At 42.4% G+C, this 18859-nt stretch carries 17 protein-coding genes, 1 rRNA gene and 1 pseudogene; 11 read left to right on the plus strand and 8 right to left on the minus strand.

Translation table 11 applies throughout. The features are described from left to right. The first annotated feature begins 156 nt into the window (after positions 1–156). Entirely contained in the window at positions 157–726 is a 570-nt protein-coding gene (locus LEP1GSC060_RS14040) for a gamma carbonic anhydrase family protein (protein WP_003006044.1), read from the plus strand. Between the two features lie 102 nt (positions 727–828). On the opposite strand, the gene LEP1GSC060_RS14045 is transcribed toward LEP1GSC060_RS14040, so the two are convergent. From LEP1GSC060_RS14045 to LEP1GSC060_RS14060, 4 genes are all read right to left on the minus strand, one after another. After that, complete coding sequence (locus tag LEP1GSC060_RS14045; RefSeq protein ID WP_036096617.1) at positions 829–1335, minus strand: hypothetical protein; 507 nt, start codon at positions 1333–1335, stop codon at positions 829–831. A gap of 40 nt (positions 1336–1375) precedes the next feature. Beyond that, positions 1376–2020, minus strand: coding sequence for an LIC_13215 family putative lipoprotein (locus LEP1GSC060_RS14050; RefSeq protein WP_003006017.1), 645 nt, complete (start codon positions 2018–2020; stop codon positions 1376–1378). Between the two features lie 277 nt (positions 2021–2297). Further along, positions 2298–2885 carry a cytochrome C oxidase subunit IV family protein gene (locus LEP1GSC060_RS14055; RefSeq protein WP_003006685.1) on the minus strand — a complete coding sequence of 196 codons (588 nt, stop codon included), beginning with the start codon at positions 2883–2885 and terminating at the stop codon, positions 2298–2300. A 105-nt stretch (positions 2886–2990) separates the two neighbouring features. Further along, positions 2991–4223 carry a hypothetical protein gene (locus LEP1GSC060_RS14060; protein WP_003006605.1) on the minus strand — a complete coding sequence of 411 codons (1233 nt, stop codon included), beginning with the start codon at positions 4221–4223 and terminating at the stop codon, positions 2991–2993. Between the two features lie 76 nt (positions 4224–4299). Between LEP1GSC060_RS14060 and LEP1GSC060_RS14065 the strand changes: the two genes are divergently transcribed. Then, positions 4300–5094, plus strand: a complete 795-nt coding sequence (locus tag LEP1GSC060_RS14065) for an LIC13212 family protein (RefSeq protein ID WP_155119697.1) — start codon at positions 4300–4302, stop codon at positions 5092–5094. A 54-nt stretch (positions 5095–5148) separates the two neighbouring features. On the opposite strand, the gene LEP1GSC060_RS14070 is transcribed toward LEP1GSC060_RS14065, so the two are convergent. Further along, the gene (locus tag LEP1GSC060_RS14070) at positions 5149–5358 is read right to left on the minus strand and encodes a hypothetical protein (RefSeq protein ID WP_003006326.1); all 210 of its coding nucleotides are present in this window, start codon (positions 5356–5358) and stop codon (positions 5149–5151) included. A 100-nt stretch (positions 5359–5458) separates the two neighbouring features. Beyond that, positions 5459–6859: pseudogene (locus LEP1GSC060_RS14075) on the minus strand (MFS transporter). A gap of 95 nt (positions 6860–6954) precedes the next feature. Here LEP1GSC060_RS14075 and LEP1GSC060_RS14080 point away from each other — a divergent pair. From LEP1GSC060_RS14080 to LEP1GSC060_RS14090, 3 genes are read left to right on the plus strand one after another with little or no spacing between them, the layout of a single operon-like run. Then, positions 6955–7182 (plus strand): (2Fe-2S)-binding protein, encoded by a 228-nt coding sequence (locus LEP1GSC060_RS14080; RefSeq protein WP_051061440.1) that lies wholly within the window; start codon positions 6955–6957, stop codon positions 7180–7182. Next, positions 7179–7841 carry a RibD family protein gene (locus LEP1GSC060_RS14085; protein WP_036096510.1) on the plus strand — a complete coding sequence of 221 codons (663 nt, stop codon included), beginning with the start codon at positions 7179–7181 and terminating at the stop codon, positions 7839–7841. The genes LEP1GSC060_RS14080 and LEP1GSC060_RS14085 overlap by 4 nt, the downstream gene beginning before the upstream one ends. A 19-nt stretch (positions 7842–7860) precedes the next feature. Then, positions 7861–8493 carry a biosynthetic peptidoglycan transglycosylase gene (locus LEP1GSC060_RS14090; protein WP_003006163.1) on the plus strand — a complete coding sequence of 211 codons (633 nt, stop codon included), beginning with the start codon at positions 7861–7863 and terminating at the stop codon, positions 8491–8493. A gap of 39 nt (positions 8494–8532) precedes the next feature. On the opposite strand, the gene rrf is transcribed toward LEP1GSC060_RS14090, so the two are convergent. Next, a 5S ribosomal RNA gene (rrf, locus tag LEP1GSC060_RS14095) occupies positions 8533–8649 on the minus strand. A 140-nt stretch (positions 8650–8789) separates the two neighbouring features. Between rrf and LEP1GSC060_RS14100 the strand changes: the two genes are divergently transcribed. Both LEP1GSC060_RS14100 and LEP1GSC060_RS14105 read left to right on the plus strand, forming a co-directional pair. Continuing rightward, entirely contained in the window at positions 8790–9383 is a 594-nt protein-coding gene (locus LEP1GSC060_RS14100) for a TetR/AcrR family transcriptional regulator (protein ID WP_003006429.1), read from the plus strand. Next, entirely contained in the window at positions 9370–9873 is a 504-nt protein-coding gene (locus tag LEP1GSC060_RS14105) for a PaaI family thioesterase (RefSeq protein ID WP_003006744.1), read from the plus strand. The genes LEP1GSC060_RS14100 and LEP1GSC060_RS14105 overlap by 14 nt, the downstream gene beginning before the upstream one ends. Positions 9874–10023: 150 nt before the next feature. Here the strand turns inward: LEP1GSC060_RS14105 and LEP1GSC060_RS14110 are convergent, their stop codons facing one another. Beyond that, a complete protein-coding gene (locus LEP1GSC060_RS14110; RefSeq protein ID WP_036096621.1) occupies positions 10024–10959 on the minus strand; it encodes a cation diffusion facilitator family transporter in 936 nt (311 codons plus the stop codon). A gap of 370 nt (positions 10960–11329) precedes the next feature. On the opposite strand from LEP1GSC060_RS14110, the gene LEP1GSC060_RS14115 reads away from it, so the two are divergent. From LEP1GSC060_RS14115 to LEP1GSC060_RS14130, 4 genes are all read left to right on the plus strand, one after another. Next, entirely contained in the window at positions 11330–12343 is a 1014-nt protein-coding gene (locus LEP1GSC060_RS14115; protein WP_036096623.1) for a hypothetical protein, read from the plus strand. Next, positions 12328–12762 carry a hypothetical protein gene (locus LEP1GSC060_RS14120; RefSeq protein ID WP_003006291.1) on the plus strand — a complete coding sequence of 145 codons (435 nt, stop codon included), beginning with the start codon at positions 12328–12330 and terminating at the stop codon, positions 12760–12762. Before LEP1GSC060_RS14115 ends, LEP1GSC060_RS14120 begins: the two co-directional genes overlap by 16 nt. Positions 12763–12789: 27 nt before the next feature. Next, positions 12790–14514 carry a GMC oxidoreductase gene (locus tag LEP1GSC060_RS14125; protein ID WP_003006360.1) on the plus strand — a complete coding sequence of 575 codons (1725 nt, stop codon included), beginning with the start codon at positions 12790–12792 and terminating at the stop codon, positions 14512–14514. Positions 14515–14616: 102 nt separating this feature from the next. Then, a complete protein-coding gene (locus LEP1GSC060_RS14130) occupies positions 14617–18813 on the plus strand; it encodes an adenylate/guanylate cyclase domain-containing protein (RefSeq protein ID WP_003005983.1) in 4197 nt (1398 codons plus the stop codon). The last annotated feature ends 46 nt before the right edge of the window (positions 18814–18859 follow it).

Here is an 18859-nt window from a genome sequence, read left to right on the forward strand (position 1 = left end):
CAGTGAGGGAATTCTTGCGGATGGTGTTTGTAGATGTTAAATTCTCGTTACCGGCTCGCATATTTTAAGATTTTGTGACAGTCTCAATCAACACCACGCCATTTTTTGTGGACTTTGTAAAGCCATTTGATAGATTCATTCGGGAGAATCGATAAAATGAATATTCATGAAACTGCATTTATTCATCCTCAAGCGACCGCGATCGGTCTCGTGGAGATGGGCCCCTATTCTTCCCTTTGGCCCGGAGTCGTCGTACGCGCGGATATGAATCGGATCGTTTTAGGAGAAGGAGTCAATATTCAGGATAACTCCACTCTTCATACCGATTCGAGTCGGGGAATTTTTATCGGAGACTACACGTTAGTCGGTCATAATACGATGTTGCACGGTTGTAAGATCGGAAGAGGTTGTCTCATCGGAATCGGAAGTATCGTTTTGGACGAGGCCGAAATCGGAGACGGCGCTATGGTGACTGCCGGTTGTACGGTTCGAGGCGGAAAAAAAATTCCTCCGGGAGCGATGGTCATACAGAAGAACGGGGAGCTGAAAGTTTTCGAAGGAAAAGCCAAATCCGTTTTGAGTGTCGCCGGTTGTTTGGAATACATCGCTCTTGCCGATCGATTTAAAAAGGGGATTTTCGGTTCTTTTACAACCGAAGAAGAAATTGAATTTCAAAATCGCGCGAAAGAAATTTTAAAGGGAATGGGAATTCCTTTCAAAGAATAAAGAGTTTGTTCGGATCCACAAAAACCTAAAACCGTCTCTTTCGGTAGTTTACGTATTTTGAATGACTTTTTTAAGGTTTTGGGAAGGTCTTCGGATTTTGGATCAATCTTTTTTCCTAAAACCTAATTCCAAAAAGTTTTGGTGGAATAAAGCAGCGTTTTTCGGACTGAGAAGTTTCACTTTTTTTTCTATAACCGTAATGTGAAAATCGACATATTCGTTTCGATAGGCTTCTCCTTCCTGAATTGAAAAATCAATACTTGAAAATATTCTACCTTGTTTGATTGGCTTTCTGATTTGAAACGGAAGTTCTTTGTGACCTTCCCCGTTTAACGAAATTTTGAATAAAGAAATAAATTCGGAGGGAAACCGAGTGTTTGCACCAAGTACGATCTGATAATTGCCCGATATTTTAGTAGGGAATCGAATCGTCGCAGAAAGATCGTTGTTCAGTTTGAAGTTTAAATAAAATGGATAACTGGAAGTTTCCTCTTCTTTGAAATAATTCGGAAGTGTAATATCATGACTCCATATTCCGTTCGTTGAAAATGGAGCTAAAAGAATAATCCATAAGAATAATTGAATTCGTTTGGATTGTAAAAGTTTCATGGAAAGTATCGTTTTCATTCTTTCAAGAATGTCGTCTAACTTACAACTTCACGAACTTACCCAAAACTTCCAGGACCTTGGGTCCTTTGGAACCTGCCTCTTTTTCTAAAAACGAGCCCGTAAAAACATGAGCCTTTTGATTCACGATAAAAATTCTCTGATAGTTATGAATTTTAAGATTTTTACCGCCGACCGGTTGTTCAAACCTGCTTTCTAAAAGGACACTATCGATTCCGTGGATTTTGGATTTTTTCGGAGGATTGATCATTTCATATTTTTGTAATACGACCGGATAAAGACCCGTCATTGTGGAAATGTAATCATCCAAGGAAATTTCCCTCGGTTGTTTGGAAAGGTCCTCTATCGTATAATTGATGTTAGTATTGAATAAACCTGCTTCCGTACTTCCTTGCGGATATTCAAAAAGAAAAAAGTTGATTCCTACAAATTCAAGAGCCTTTTTGATCGTGCCTGAATTGTCCGTGTCCGATGCGATTTTTTCCGTTTGGTTCATGAGGTTCGGATTATCGTTAAAATTCCAACCTTCGTAGTCGAGTCCGAGTCCGAGAGAAGGAATTTGAACCACTTTCGCGTTTGGTTTTAAGGAATGTTCTTTTTTACAATCGAGTATTACGAATGTTAAGAAGAGTAGGATGAAGAGAATACGAATCGGATTGTGTTTCATACGGTTGGATCTCCTAAGAAATGAAAAGAATACTTTTTTCGATAAAAAAAAGCGAGTCAATTTAGAATTTATCCTAGAACGTATCTTATTTTCTTTTCCGCATGTACGAAGAAAGTTGTCGAATGTGAAAAATTTAAGATAAGCCGCTTTATTTCATTTAACGGAAATAAGGCGAAGGATTCTTGTGTTCGGTTGTGTTTTAATTGAAAAGGGGTTTTTAAAGAAATAAAAAAGCCGATCCGCAGATCGGCTTTTTAGGATTTTCAAGAACGATCGATTAGAATGCGAAAGAAAGCAGAACCTTAAATCTTGTAAAGATATCCGCAGCGGAAAATCCGAAAAGGAGAAGCAAGAAGAGGAAACCGGAACCGAAAATGACTCGGTTCATAATCGAATCGTATTTAAGGTGCATAAAATATCCGAGCACCAAAGAAGCCTTTGCGGTTGCAACGGCCATGGCGATGATCACGTTCATCGCACCGAAGTCGATTCCTGCAACCCATACCGTAATCAACGTAAAGAAAATCAAAGTGGCAAAAATCAGGGAATAGGTTTTTACGGAGATGACATGGTGTGAACCGTGGCTTTCTTCCGCGTGAACGGGAACGGTCGCCGAAGCGCCTTTCAATTTTTCCTGGCCTTTTAAAACTGCGTCTTGAAGAGCCTTTCCTAATTTATTGTCTTTGTTTCTTGTAATAAAGTCTTGGAGTTTATTTTCTTCTAAAACTTGAGAAAGAAAGTTAACGGTAAATCCCGCGAGAGTCGCGCTGATGATCGCCCCGGCTCCGATGACAAACCCGGTAAAGGGAATCATAAACCCGATGCTAACGATTATGTAAAGAGCGTAGTTTAAAAACAGTTCCATTTTCTATCCTGAATGTGGACCGCATAGATTGCGGATGGTTTTCCGGGCGGTAAACCGCGACCTGGAGGACATCCTGGCAAGGTCTGAAAAAGCCTCAAGTACATTTCAGTGGAGAATTCGTTTCCTCCAATCGGAATAAAACTTTTCAATTCTCTCTTGTATCGTTTCTCGAGAACTTTCTAAAAAGCTCAAAAGAATCCAGGAAATTCCGTAAGACTTTCCCGAAGTAAATCGATCCGGAGTCAAGGGAAGAATGTTCAGTCCCTTGGGCTTGCCCCAGTCTGAAATCCATTCCGAATATTTCGGAATCGGTTCTCTCAATGGTAAGGGAAGAATGGAAAGATTTTCACCGAATCCTTTTTTGATTTCGTTGAGGGCGGGGGACTTTGAAAATTCAAACAGAATTCTTCCCATGGACCATCGAAAATTCGTTTCACTGATCCTTTGTATTTTTTTTATATTTTGAGAATAGAACTCAAAACCGTCGAGTGAAACCGGACCAACGTATTTCGGAGAAAAACTTTTGGATAATTCTTTCACGACCGGTTCCAAAAGGGAAGCGAGATGTTCGGATTCTTTTTCTGAAGAAAGATAAGCGCCGTTGTATTTTCCTTTTTGGTCGCAGATTTGAATCGTAGTTCCGGAAAATGTGGGAACTCCCGCGTTAAAATCATAGAGACACGAAAAATCAAACGTTCGTATCATCCAAGGTTCGGCGACGCTTGGAAACCAAGAGGAATCTTTTGCGGCGTCCCAATCTTCCCGATTCTCCGAAACCAGGGAAGAAAATTGAAGAATTTTATGTCTTCCTGAAAAACTAAACTCCGGTTTGAGAACGGTCTTGTCTGGCCGTAGTTCCGACCATTCGGAGATCAACGCGGAGAGATAAGAAGGTTTCTCCAAAATCTTGGCGGGGATATCTTGAAAGCCCCGTTCCGATTTCCAACGAGCCAGAAGAATTTTAGAATTCAACCTTTTGGAAAGTTCCGCTTTTTGAGGAGAATAAAGGATTTCGCCCGAATCATTCAGATCGGAAACGGAACCCCATTCTTCCCAGGTTCGGATCGGATCGATCGGTGAAGTTTGAAGATTCTGATCGGAATTTCTTTTTAAGAATTGAAATTTGCAAAATCGAATTCCTCTCGTTTCCCAAAATTCGATCCAACTCGGATCGGGACGTTCTCGCAAGAAAATCGTCGTCGACGGATTACAAATCGATTGAAAGAGAAAAAACAGATTTTCCAGAGATCGATTTTTCAAATCCAATCTTTCGGGAGCGATCTTTCCGGATCGTAACTCTTCCTCAAAAAATCCGTTGAACCTGCAATAACGAGTCATAATGTCTTAAAATTTTTGGTTTGTAAAATCAAGAATGGAACATCAGAATTTCGATAATCTGAATAAGGGTAAATTTATGAACATCCGTATTTTGACATTTCTGATGATTCTTTCCGTGGCCGGTTTGGGAGCCGCACCTAACAAGGTCCTAACGATGGAAGAAAAGGAAGAATTAAAACAGATCGAAACCGTACGTAAAAGCGGTTTTACGGATATTGAAATCGATAACCTTCACGCGTCCATTGCCGGGAATATTCTTAAAATCAACGGTCTACTCGGCAATGAAACGTATAAAAAAGCGCTTCGTTATATCGAAGACGAACCTCGGGAAGCCTCGAAGTTCTTGTTTCAAGATAAGGAAAATAAACAATATTTGGAACTCGATTTAGGTCTCGGTCAATCTTTTGCCGATTATCCGAAAACGTATCTCTATCAATCTAGAATTTATATTTATCCCGGAACGGACGGACAATCCTTGGAAAAGATCATTCTTCAGTTTAAAAGAACGAACGCAAAGGGAGAAGTTTTCATCCGAGAAATGAGACGTTTGGTCAATAATTCCCCGAAGGGACCGACTTTCTTAGGGGAGGGAAAAAGAACTCCGAACAACAACAGTGAAATTCTTTTGGAATTCTTTTCGAGCCATGACACCGATTTTCTTTGGCCGGATAATCCGGTTCAACCCGTTCCCGCAAGTGTTTCCACCAAGTTGCACGATGCGACAAATCCGCTTCCATACAGTAAACAAAAACAGATCGTTCTTCAGTACAAAATATATCTGAGAAAAGTGGATAAAATGGTAAGTCTTAAACTCCATGGAATGGAATTGGATCAGAAGATCATGATCTCCAAAATGTTGGAGTTTAGATGATCGGCATATTCAAATTTAGGATTGTGTAACGGTTGCTTTGAATTACGGCTAACGTTATTTTTTGATTAAGAAGTCGCTGATGACTTTTTCTTGGGTCAGATATTTTTTGTTGAGATAGGAAATGGCGTTGTTGATAAATCGCGGAATTTCTTTTCCCGCTTCCAACAAATCCAATTTTGTCTGTGTCAGTTCGTCGATCGTAGACAAAGCCAATCTACGCTGACTCTGATGCGATTCGAACTCGTCTTCGGTCACGAAAGCCATCTTACTTTTTACCTTTCGTTCAGAGTATCAAAATCTCGGGAAAACGCAAGTCGTTCTTCGCAATCCAATATTACAAAAGCCCGAGAATCCCCGATTAAGTCTAAGTCTCCCGATAATCGATCGCGGTTTGAATCCCTCTTTCTTCATCCACTAAAAAGTTGATGAGAAGAGAAATGATAAAAAAAACGGAAACCACCAAGAAGGAATTTCTTAAATCGAAAAGAACCTGCAATCCTCCCACCGCAACGAGACCGAATGCGGCGGCTATTTTTCCGGATAAACCCCAAAGACCGAAAAATTCTCCGGACTTGGATTCGGGCGCAAAAAGACCTACGATTGCGCGGCTTGCGGATTGTGTGGCTCCGAGTCCGGCTCCTGCAAAAACGGTCGTACCTACGAATACCCATTGTTGTGTGGTTGGAATTCCGATACCGATCAAAAACGCCGTTAGATCCTTTACCCAATAGATCAGTAGGAGACAAACAACCCATAATAAAAGCGTAATATTGAAAGTTTTCTTCGCCCCGATTTTATCTTGAATAAAACCGAATATAATCGCTCCGATCGCGGCAAAAAGTTGGATCAATAGAAACATTGCAATCTCGTGTTTTTCTTCCGTTTTGATTTCCTGCGCGCCGTAAATAAAGGCGAAACTGATTACGATTCCGAGTGCGGCCATCGCAAAAAACAAAGACAAAAGATACAAAGCCATATCACGGAACTTGTGAATTTCTTTCATCGTGGAAATGACTCTTTCGATTCCGATTTTGAGATAGGAAAGTCCTTCCGGTTTTTCTTTTCCCGCGGCGTATTCCCTTAAAAGAAGAAAGGTCGGAATTCCTGCGAATAAAAAGAAGAACGCCGTATAAGGGCCGACCAAACGCAGATTGTCAAAATTCGCCAACGTTTTAGGACCCAAAGTGTTGACTAACGCAACGGCTGCGATTCCGCCGAAGTATCCGATTCCCCAAGCATAACCGGAGATTTTACCCAAATCTTGTTTCGGTCCTAAGTACGGAAGAAAACTGGAAGCGAAGTTTTCTCCGGAGGCGAAAAAGAAATTGGAAAAGATAATGAGAATAAACGCCAAAAGATATTGTCCCGGAGCGATTACGAACCAAAGCGCGCCCGTGGAGATGATACAAAAAACATAACTATAAAATAGGAATTGTTTTTTACGCGCGGAATAATCGGTGATCGCGCCGAAAATCGGTCCCGTTACAACCACTAGGAGATACGAAATCGCAAGAGCGATCGACCAGAGAAGATTTCCGTATTCGAACGGATTTTCTTGGTTTGTGGTGGAGGGAACCACCAATTGACTGAAAATGATTCCGTAAGTTACGCTGATGATGACAGTCGTATAAGATGAGTTCGCAAAATCGAACATGCACCATCCAAGAATTTCTCGAAAGGGGGCTCTTTTGGTATCCTGCATGGTTTGCCTTTTTGATTTTAATCAGGAATTTCGAAGGCTATTTTTTCGAAAACCCTGTGTCAAATGAAAACCGTAAAAAATTTATCTTGCAGAAGATTTTCGGAATCTCTAATCTGAATGGAAAATCGTTTTCCGACTGTCCAATTAAATAGAAGAATATGGATTCCTCATTTTTCAACCAAGTAGATCTCTGCCAACTTATGCGCCCTCGTAAAGTTTGTGTGTGCAACCAAATATCCGAAGAAGATATCCTAACTTCGATTCGAAACGGAAACGATACCTTGCAAAAACTTATGGACGATACGGGCGCTTCGACCGGATGCGGGACCTGTTCGAATTCGGTTCGTAAAATTTTGGCTCGAGAACTGAACGCTCCGAGAGCATGACTTCGTTTCCTAACGTATCAATCAATATGGCGATGACTCTGGACGGAAAGGTTTCTCGTCCGGATGGAAGGTGGTACGGACTTTCTTCCAGAAACGATAAGAAAAAAATGGATGAAATCCGTTCCAAGTCGGACGTTTTAATCCTCGGAAAAAACTCGATTCTTAACGACGATCCCGTCGTTCATCTTCGTTACGTTGAAAGCGGTAAAGATCCGCGCCCCGTGATTCTTCTTAGGTCCGGAACCCTTCCGGAAGATAAAAAAGTATTCCGTTTTTCTAATCAACCTCCGTTGATTTTCTGTCTGAATCAAAATTATTCCTTGGTCCGCGACAATCTCGGTTCCTCGGCGGAAATCGTTTTACTTTCAGGAAACGATTTGAGCCCTTCGGAAGTTCTTAAGGTCCTGTCCGAAATGGGATATCGAGAAATTCTTTTGGAAGGAGGACCTTCTCTAAACGACTCTTTCTTTAGATCCGATCTAATTTCGAGAATTTACCTCACAATCGTTCCCTTTTTAATCGGACAAAAAAATCTTCCTTCGATTACCGGCGGTTATAAGGAATATTTGGACTTCGATCTAAAAAAATGGGATTTAATCTCTTCGGAAATATTAGAAAATGAAGTTTTTCTAATATATGAAAAAACGGTAGAAGTTTAAAAATCAAACGCCCGGATATATGAAACAAAAGGAATTGTTCCTCGCTTTTTTTTTGAGAGTTCTTCCGATTTTTTTTGCCTCCGTTTTAATTTACGAACAGTTCTTTCCGGAAAGAAAAATTTTGGTACAACAGGATCGTTTGATTTATTTACCGGATCGAAAAGAATCGATTCCGTTGGAATTGGAATGGGTCCGTCTTTCGGAGATTCCGGAAGAGTGGATTTTATACACCGTTCAGGTGGAAGACAGAAGATTTTATTCTCATAAAGGATATTCCATTTCGGATATTCATTCTACGTTAGTTTCTTCCGCCTTATTTTTTCGGAAGATGAGAGGCGCGAGCACGATCACTCAGCAATTGGCCCGGACGCTTTTTTTATCTCGGGAAAAATCCTTATCTAGAAAATGGAAAGAAATTCAGATCGCTTCGGCGTTGGAAGACGAACTGGGAAAGAATATGATTTTAGAATATTATCTCAATAGCGTTTATTGGGGTAGGGGAATGAGCGGTTTGAATCAGGCTTCTCGATATTATTTTAAAAAGAAACCGATCGACTTGGAAACGAATCAGTTTAAAGCATTGATTCAGATCTTAAAAAAACCGGACGCTTACACTCGGGAAGAAGTGATTTCGCTTTCAAGAACGTTGTAATGGATTGATGTAAAAGAAAATAAGCCGTAAAACAAGAAAACCCGGCAACGTCCTACTCTCCCATGCAGCGAACCACACAGTACCATCAGCGATGAGAGGCTTAACTTCCGTGTTCGGGATGGGAACGGGTGTGGCCCTCTCTCTATAGTCACCGGGAATCTTGAAGACATGTTTTTATTCTCGCCGGTTTTGTCATTCTTAAATTAAAAAGATGAAGGAATTTTATCGGAACCTGTCCGATTTTTTTAATTAATTTTAGATTTGACTCGCTTACCTACCGATAGGTAAGTGGTGCTATGAAACCGATGGGAGACACAAAAGAAAAAATTGTCGCTCTTGCCAGAGATTATTTTCAAAACGTCGGTTTTCAATCTTTCAGCTTTCAAGATATAGCGGATGATTTAGGAATTAAAAAGGCTAGTGTTCATTATCATTATCCTTCCAAGGATGAATTGGGTCTTGAAATACTGGAAGTATATTATAAGGACTTTGAAGAATATAAGAAAAACATAAAGGAAAGATCGTCCAGAGTCAGGCTGTTCGGGCTTTTTAAACTCTACGAGGGTTACGCGGGCGAGAACGGAAGGATTTGTCCGTTCGGCGTCGTAGGTACGGAGTATCACGTTCTTTCTCAAACGATCCGCGACAAAACGCGGGTTCTTCACAATCAACATCGCGATTTTCTAATACAAACTCTGCAAGACGGAATTAAGGACGGGTCTTTTACGCTTACTCTCGGCGTTCGCGACACGGCGGATTTATTTATGTCCGCGATTCAAGGGGCGATGCAGATTTCAAGAATCCGAATGGATAAGGAATATTTCTCGAAGACGATCAAAAGTCTTAAGTCGATGATACAAATTAAGGAGCATAAAAATGTCGGTTTCTGAATCCGTAACACACGCGTGGGTTGATATGAACAAGATGGCGGATAAAATGTTTAAGGAATACGGTCTTAACCTTGAACTTCCGCCCAAATCCTTTAAGGAAATGAATGCGGAATTCGTTGAATTTGAAGGATCGAAAAGGATTGTAGTCCGGATTCCTTACGACGATCGTTTTACGAACCCGATCGGAATTTTTCAAGGAGGAATGCTCTGCACCGCGTTGGATAACACGTTCGGTCCTCTTTCCTATCTTGCCGCCAAAAGACCTTGTGTTACCACCGATTTATCCACTCAGTTTTTTAGAACCTTTTCTCCAAAAGACGAATACGTTTTGATCGAAGCCAAAGTGGTCTCCAAGTCCCCCGCTATGTTGACGATGCAAGCGGAAGTTAGAAATCCGAAAAATAAACTCGTTGCGATCGCCACTACGAGCGCTTTGATTTTACAGGAATCGATGTTAAAAAGAATGAACGGCAGACAGGAACAAGAATAGTTTTACCTTTAGGACTTATAAGCGGAATATTAAGAAAAGTTGATGGAATCAAAAGCGGAGTCGGTGCGGTCCGTGAAAGCGGACTTTTGCAGTCCAACGTTTGCCGGGTTTGGCGATCGTGTATTTATTGAGAATGTAAGAATCTCATGGTCAGTTGCAATCGATTTGTCCGCAGTTTTCCCTTTCTTCTTCGGTTTCTAAAGTGACGTGGGCGATTCTCAGACGTTTCAAAACTTCCCGCGCCTTGGACTTGACGATTCTTTGATGTTCGGAAGAAAGATCGTTTTTCAAAACGAGATGCGCGGTAAGCGCGTTTTCAGTCGTGCTCAAGGGCCAAATATGAATATGATGAATATTTAATACACCTTCTATGGACTTGAGTTCCTTTTCCACGGTTTCGGATTGGATCGTATCCGGGGTGGAATCCAAACTCAATCTGAGGCTTTGTCTAAAAAGAGGAACGTTTCCGTAAAGAATGACGAACCCTATCAAAAGACCGACGAGCGGGTCGATCCACAAAAACCCGAACCACTGAATCAATAATCCGGAAACGATCACTCCCAAGGATACCAATCCGTCCGCAAGAAGATGCAGATACGCACCTTTCATGTTTATGTCTTCGTCTTTACTTTTGTGAAATAGGAAAGACGAAGAGAAATTCACCAAAACACCCGCAAACGCCACGATGGCGATCATTCCTCCGGATAGGTGGTCGGTCGGTTTGGATAATTTTTCAATTGATTCGTAAACGATAAAACCTACGGCGCCGAAAATGAGAGTGGAGTTTAGAAGACTGACTAAGATCGAAGATTTTTTCCATCCGTAAGTAAATCCGGGAGAAGGCCCCCTTTCTTGAAGTTTAATCGCGATCCAAGCGAGAAGCAAAGAACTCACGTCCATCAGGTTATGGCCCGCGTCCGAAAGCAAAGCAAGCGATCCCGACGCCAAGCCGATTCCCGCTTCGATTCCCGCATAAACGAGGTTGAAAAACATCGCGATCACAAGACTTTTGCCCGCGTTTCCGGAATGGTGGTCGTGGGAGTGATCGTGAGAATGGTTATGCGAGTGAGGATTGTGATTTCCCATGAGTCGTTTCAAATGATCCCTTTCCCAGAATAGCGAAGCCACTGGCCTGTAAACAAAAAAATACCTTCGTTCTTGAGAATCGATTCTCTTAAAAGAAATTCTTATCGTTTTGTGAATCGAAGACATTGTGTTCTATTAGACTTTTCTAAAGTAAATCGGTGTATTGCAAATGAGGCGTTGAATTTTCAATTCGCCGTCTTTCTCCGCGAACTCAGGTTAAATTACGACTTTGGCGGACGTATTTTTCGAATTCCAAACGTTAAATCCCCGTTATTCGATGTTGCAAACTTTTTCAAAAAATGTCGGGAAAGTCATCGAAAAGAGAAACAATTGTTGCAATTGTTGTCAAAAAATGTATTTATTGCCGACTATGTCTTGGAAGAAATTGACTCAATCCCTACTGATTCTGTTGTTTCCGTTATGTCACGGCTTGAATGCGTATCAAGAAGACGGACATTTTTATACGGTTCAAACCGTTTTAAATAACTTTCAGACTTCTTCTCCGTTAACCAAAGAGGAAATCGCTCTTGTCGCTTTTTGTACTCAACTTCCGGACGAGGTTCCCGAGTTGGATGCGATTTCCGTGTACCAAAAGTTGGCCCTCAAACATCCATTCGATTATACACTTTGGGTTTTTACCGATAAAGGTTCGCCTAACACCCTCGGGAGAATGGCCGAAGTGCAACAGTTGTTACACGGTTTGACCGGAGGAGATAGCGAACATCTTCGTAATATTGCAGTCGTCACCTTGGATCGATTGCGTACGGAACTTACTTCTCAAAAAGAAAAATCTCCCGAAAAATTATGCGCGTTAGGTTTTGCTTTTCATCTATTGGGAGATTCATTCGCACATCGTAAATTACGGAATTCTAAAAAGATGTATCCTACGGGAAGAGGACACGCTTCCGATATGACCCTGCCCGATCATCCGGTTTACAACGACGATCGTGTTGTGGAATGGGAAAGTTACGCGAAAGGAATTCCGAATTTGTTTCGTTCCGATCTGAAGGAAATCGTAACCAAGGACGACTTTAAAAAAGTCAGAGAACTTACCGGAAACAATAAACCTTGGCATTGTATGTTCGGAAGGAAATGCGAGGACAAACTCAGAAAAATTTTATTACATCGATTGAGAGAATCCGATTCTTTTCCAAAATACAATCCTATTCAGAAGGACCGTTATCCCGCGGACAATTGTCAAGAATACGTTCGCAGAGTAGTCGAACAAAAGGACATTCCGTTTACTCCGGATTGCGGCGGCTCCTGGAAAATTTACAAACAAGTTTCTTTGAATGTTTGGAAAAGTTTAGGTTACTTTGAGGACGAAAAGTCTCGCAAACAAATCGAACTCTACAAGGGGGACGACTTATGGCAGAATCGTTAAGCGAAGAGCACCCGCGTAAAAAAAGAAAAAGAAAAGTTAAGAGGAAGTCGATTTGGGGAGAGGTCCTGATCGTATTCGCGGGATTTCCGATTTTGATGGCTTGGATTTCTTTTCGTAGTTTCGTATGTTGGGGAAATTTGAGTTATACCGGAGAGGTTTTTTGTACCGTTTCCGGTGCGATCAATCCGCTTCTTTTGATTTTAACTTTGTTCCTAATCCTATTGACGTTCGTGGATCTTCACAAATTGGGGGACGAACTCGAGGAACTGCCCAAATGGTCTTCAAAACGGATTTATAAGGGGTTTCGATCCTTGGAAAAATGGGATAAGATTCATTTTTCGGTTTCGTTTGTTTCCTTTTTGGGGGCTTTGATCGTCGGGATTTATCTTCTGAATCATTTTGAGTTTAGTTTATTTTAATGTACGAACATACTATTCGGGGTTGTGATGAAAAAATACGAAGCGGTTGTGATCGGTACCGGATTCGGCGGAGCCGTAAACGGTTGTAGATTGAGTAAAAAATGGCCCGGCCAGGTTTTGATTCTGGAACGCGGAAAACGTTATCCAAAGGGTTCTTTCCCTCGTTCTCCACACGATATGTCCAAGAATTTTTGGAACGTTCCCGAAGAGAAAAACTCCAAAACCCGTCCGAGAAAACTTTCCAAATTGAATCAAACGGGTTTGTTTGACGTTCGAAATTACAAGAACATGGACGTCGTAATTTCCGCGGGACTCGGCGGCGGATCTTTGATTTACGCGAATGTGTTTCTCGAACCGCCGGATCATGTCTTTGACGAACGTTGGCCCGCAAACGTAAAAAAGAAAAGTTTAACAGTATATTATAAAATTGTAAAAGAAATTTTGGGTTCCAGACCGATCCCGCTTAACAACGATCCGCGCAGAAAAATCGTTCGAACGACACTCTATCAAAAATTCGCAAAACACGCGGGCCGCGAATCCAAACTTGCGGATATCAACGTTTTTTTCGGTAACGATTTTAAAAAACCCACTCCGATAGGACTTCAGGAAAAAAATCGGTACGGAGCCGTTCAAACTTCCTGCACGTATTGTGCGGAATGTGATATAGGATGTAACACACATTCCAAAAATACTTTGGATCTGAATTATCTTTTTGTCGCGGAAAATAAATATAAGGCGGACATTAGAACCGAACATCTGGTTCAAAAGATCGTTCCTCTCGGATCGGATGGACAGGACAATCCTTCTTGTCACGGTGAAAACGGTTACCGAGTTTATTTCCGAGATCTTTCCGGACAAACGAGGGAATTGGCTTCCGTCGTTACAAAACGAGTCGTAGTTTCGGCGGGCACGTTAGGAAGTACCGAACTTCTTCTCAAATGTAAGAATGAATTCAAAACCCTTCCCGATATTTCGGATCATCTCGGAAAACAATTTTCCGGCAACGGAGACTTTTTGTCCTTTGCGATCAAAGGAAAAGAACCGGCAAATCCGAACTACGGTCCTGTGATCACACAATACACGGACTATAATTTATTCAAAAGTTACGATCCTAAAAAGGCTTTTGTGCTTCAAGACGCAAGTTATCCGGTTTTTGCCGCTTATTTTGCCGCGGCCGCAGTTCCTTGGTTTTTAAGGATCGGATTTTTCTTTCACATGTTAGGCGAACTTTTAAGAAGATTTTTGAACGGAAAAATTTTCGGAAAGGTCGGTTATCTGATGAGCGAGTTGTTGAAAGGCGATCTTTCTTACACGTCGGCGGTGTTGCTTTGTATGGGAATCGATCGCGCGGACGGTCGGATGGTTTTGGATCGCAAAAGAGGATTTCAGATTCAATGGCCTCAAAAAAATAGTATGCCGCTTTATGAAGCGATTCTAGGAGTGATGAAAGATTTTGCTTCGTTTATCAAAACCGATTTTTATTTTCCGCTTCCGACTTGGTCTTGGCCGATTCGGAACAACGTCTCCGTACATCCCTTAGGCGGTTGTGTCCTCGGAAATTCGAAGGTCGACGCCGTGACCTCGGCGGATTCGAAAACTTTCGGACAGGTTTTTTCATACCAAGGACTTTACGTGGCCGATGGAAGTCTTTCTCCCACCGCGATCGGCGCCAACCCGTCCATGACGATCGCCGCTCTTTCCGAAAGAGTGGCCGAGGGGATTACGGGATTGAAACCGACCGCTAATCTTTAACTCACTTGAGGTTTTGGTACGGGCTAAGCTAAGTCATATCGATTTGCCTATCCGGCTTGCAAAATTGAATACACGAAAATAATATTCGTTTTTAGGATTATTATGAATAGCACAACGGAATCCCCCAAAAACACACTGGAATTGATCAGACCTTATCTGCCCTCCGGGATCGTTCGGAGATTGGCGGATTTCGGCGAATCGAAACTGCAAAGATCGCAGTCTTTCGAGGGCGCCATTTTGTTTTTCGACGTTGTCGGGTTTACTCCCACCACATTGGCGTTAGCCGCCAAAGGAACGCGAGGAATTGACGCCTTACAAACCGTTCTTTCCAATTATTATACGGGGTTGTTAAAACATCTCAGCCAATGGGGGGGAGCGGTTTATCAATTTGCGGGAGATTCCGTTTTAGTCAGTTTCGAGAAAAGGGAAGGGGAAACCGACGCGGCAGCCGCTCTCCGTGTCGCGAATTGTGCATTAGGAATTTTTAATTCGATTTCCGAATATGTCTCCAACGAACTTTTGGGTGAAACCGTAAATCTTCCGGCTCGAGTCGGCTTGGCTTACGGAGTGTATCATGAATTTATCTTAGGGGAACAGGATAGATTCTTAAGGGCCGTGATCGCAGGCGCTCCGGTGGATCAATCCATTTCCGCCGAAAAACACGCGTTAGGTGGTGAAATCATTCTCAGCGCCGGGCTCTGGGATCTTCTTCCGGCATCCAAAGTCGGCGAGAGCGTCGATTCCAATTTCTATCGTTTGATCGATTGCGAAAAATGCGAGAATATCGTCCCACCTCCGACCCGTTCCGCGCCGGAAGAAAGAATCTCGGACGAACGTTTTTTCAAACGTTGTAAACGTTTTATCGTACCGGAGTTGTATCAAAGAGTAACGAGTATTCACAAGGCGTTCTCCGGAGATTACCGCGAAGTGGCCTCCGTTTTTGTTCGAATCGATTCTCCTTTGGAGTCGAACACGGATTCAAAAAGTTTTAACGACTTTTTTATATACGTTCAAAGCGCCGCGGCCTCCTGTTCGGGAACGTTCGTTCTTACGGATTTATCCGACAAAGGCGGAGTGTTCAGTATTTTATTCGGAGCTCCTGCCGCGCTTGAAAACAAGGAAGCGTTGTCGGCTCGATTTGCGATTCGACTTTTGGAAGGTGCGTCCAATTATCCCGCGGCAAAAAATTTGCAGATCGGGATCTCGACGGGAATGGCGTATTGCGGAGATTTAGGTGCGCCTTTCCGAAAGGATTTTACCGCCATCGGCGAGATGATGAATATCGCCGCGAGACTTGCGACTCTTTCCGATCATAGCGGAAAAATCCTCATCGATTTGCAGACGAAAAACAAGTTAGGGAAGAATTTCTCCTTTCACGAAGTGGGAGACGTCGAGCTCAAAGGAGTTTCGGGCGCGAAGAAGGTATTTCAGCTAACGTCCGAGCAAAAGAATATTCCCGGACTTTTGATCCAATATAGGGATAAGATGATCGGAAGGAAGGAAGAGATCGATCGTCTCCACAAGATGTTGGACGTTTCTATGGAAAAAAGCGGAGTGGTTTGCAGAATTATCGCGGACGCAGGACTTGGAAAATCCAGATTGACAAACACTTTTATCGATCAGGCATACGATCGAAACGTTGAGATTCTCATCGGTTATTGTTATCCGTACGAAAAGTTCACTCCGTTTTATCCTTGGAAAGAATTGTTGACCCTTTTTCTCGGAATTTTCGAGGACGATTCTCTGGAAACAAGAGTTGCGAAAGCGGAAAAAGCATTAGAGAATTTGAATTCGTTCGACGTCGCTTGGGCTAAGGCGCTCGTAGCTTTGATGGGAGCTCCCGTGGAAGAAGATCCCCTTACAAAAGAGATCGATCGAAAACAAAAAAATGAAAGATTGTTTGAAATCATCATCTCCTTGTTACAGGAACGAGCCGCGACAAAACCGTTGATGTTGATCTTCGAAGACGTTCATTGGATCGACGAACTTTCCGGTCGCCTTTTGGAACAACTCGCTTCGAGATTACCCGCGATGAAAGCGATGCTCATCCTCGTATCCAGACCGGAAGGTCAGTTCGCGGAAGACACGGTTTCGCCTAACGAAGAACTCATTCGTTTGAAAGAATTCAAACCGGAAGAGGCGAGGGATTTTCTCATTCATAAATTCAAGATGGACACGAGCCAGGAAGAATTTTTGGATCAGATTCTCAACCGATCCAGCGGAAATCCGTTTTTCCTCGAGTCCATCGTACACAACCTGATCGAAGAAGGAACTCTCAAAAAATCGGAGGACGGAACCCTGTCTACTTCCGATAAAACTCGGGACATCCAGATTCCGAATACGTTAAACGACGTTTTGCTCGCACGTGTGGATCGGCTTCAGGAAAGGGAGAAAATCGTTTTAAAAACCGCATCCGTGATCGGACGTTTAATCAACGTTGAAACTCTCAATCATTTGTTACCGCCGGAGTTCCGTTCTCAAATCCAGAACATTCTACAGAGTTTGGAAGGTTTGGATCTCACCCCTCTCGAGGTTACGGAACCTCTTACGTATATATTCAAACATATCGTGATTCGGGATATCGTTTATAACACTCTTCTACATTCCACAAGAGAGGATCTTCACAAAAGAATCGCTTCGTTTATCGAAAAGGAAAACGAAAACAACGTGATTGAGATGGCGGACATTCTCGCGTTTCACTATCAGCAATGTTCGGATTTTGAAAAAGCCTCCAAATATTCTTTGATGGCGGCCCGTAAGGCGAGAAGCAAATATGCGAACAGAGACGCGATTTATCACTACGGCAAGGCTTTGGAGACGATCGCTCAGTTTGAAAAAACAAAAAGCGAAACCTATTACGAAGTTCAATTGGAACTCGCACATGCTCATCGCCAGCTCGGAGAATATTCGATCGCAGAAGTTCTTTTTAAGGAATGTTTGGAGAATAAATCCACGCTCAATTTGATTCGTTCTTATACCGGACTCGGTCAGGTTTATCAAGAGCAGGACGATATTTCCCGCGCGATGGAAACCTTGGAAAACGCATTGAGAATTACCGGAATTCGTCCGCCTGGAAGTAGGCCCGATACGATTTTAAAAATCGTATTACAACTTACTTTTGTTCTTCGATTTTCCATTTTCGGATCCTCTTATACTTCTTCGGATAAGGCCGAACGTTTGAGACTCAGATGCGCCATCCTAACTACATTAGCAAAAATGTATATTATGAAGGACGTTAAGAAGTTCGGCTGGTCCGTGTTCACTCAGTACAACGCAACTCAACGATTTGAGGATCCGGTTCGTCAATCTCTTGCGGAGTGTGCGCTCGGTCAGGTTTTTGTGGGAATGAATTTGTTCGGACCTTCCAAACATTTTTTGATCAAAGGAAGGGAACTCGCCGAAAAAACGGGCGATCCTTACGCAAAGGCGATCAGCCTTTTGGTGCAAGGCGTATATTATATGATGCTCAATCGTCCGGATCTAGGACTTCCGTTCCTTCACGATTCGATTTCGATCTATCGTCAGGTCGGAGAAAAATGGGATCTGCTTTCCGCGCTTTCTTCGGGCGGGTTTCTCTACTATTTTCAATCCGACTTTAGAACCGCAAAAAAATATTTCGACGATATCGGAGAAATCGCAAGCGAGTTAGGCGCTCAGTTGCAACTCCGATGGACTCGAATTTGGTCCCCGTATTTCGGATATCTTCTCGGCGAAGTGGATTCCCTCGAACTCGAAAAAAAATTGTTAATCGAGGTGGAAAGGGCCGCTTTGGAAAACGACGTGATGAACGAACTTTCCACAATCAATAAATTATTAAAACTGGCGATTCTCGAACGTTGGCCTGAAAAAGCGGCGCATTGGTCTAAAAGAAGTTATGCGGGATTTCTAAAGTGCGAGGTTAAGTTTCCTCAACTTCAAATCGGAAACGTCTATCTTGCGGAAGCGGCTCTTTATGCAAAGAGAGAATTGGGCGATAATAGTCTGAACAAAATCATCGATTACGGTTTAAAAAGCGCTTTAAAACTCGGAAAGTCTCTTCCGTATCTTTACGGTCCCGCTTTGATGCTCAAAGGAAAGTTAATGTTCTACGGCGGCGACCGAAAAAAAGCGGAGTCCATCTTTAAAGAAGCGGAATCCTTTTTATCCAATACGCTGAATCAATGGGAATACGCGACTGCATTGTATGAAGCCGGATTACTTTTGGAGGATAAGGATCGTATTTTCATCGCTAAGGGAATTCTTCAACAACTCGGAGCTAAGGCGGATTTGAAACGTTTGGAAGAAAGTTTGATCGGCTGAATTGTAAAAATTCAGTTAGAGTTTTGAATGTGCAGGAATGTAAATT

The sequence above is a fragment of the Leptospira weilii serovar Ranarum str. ICFT genome (assembly GCF_000332415.1).
GTDB classification, from domain to species: Bacteria; Spirochaetota; Leptospiria; order Leptospirales; family Leptospiraceae; genus Leptospira; species Leptospira weilii_A.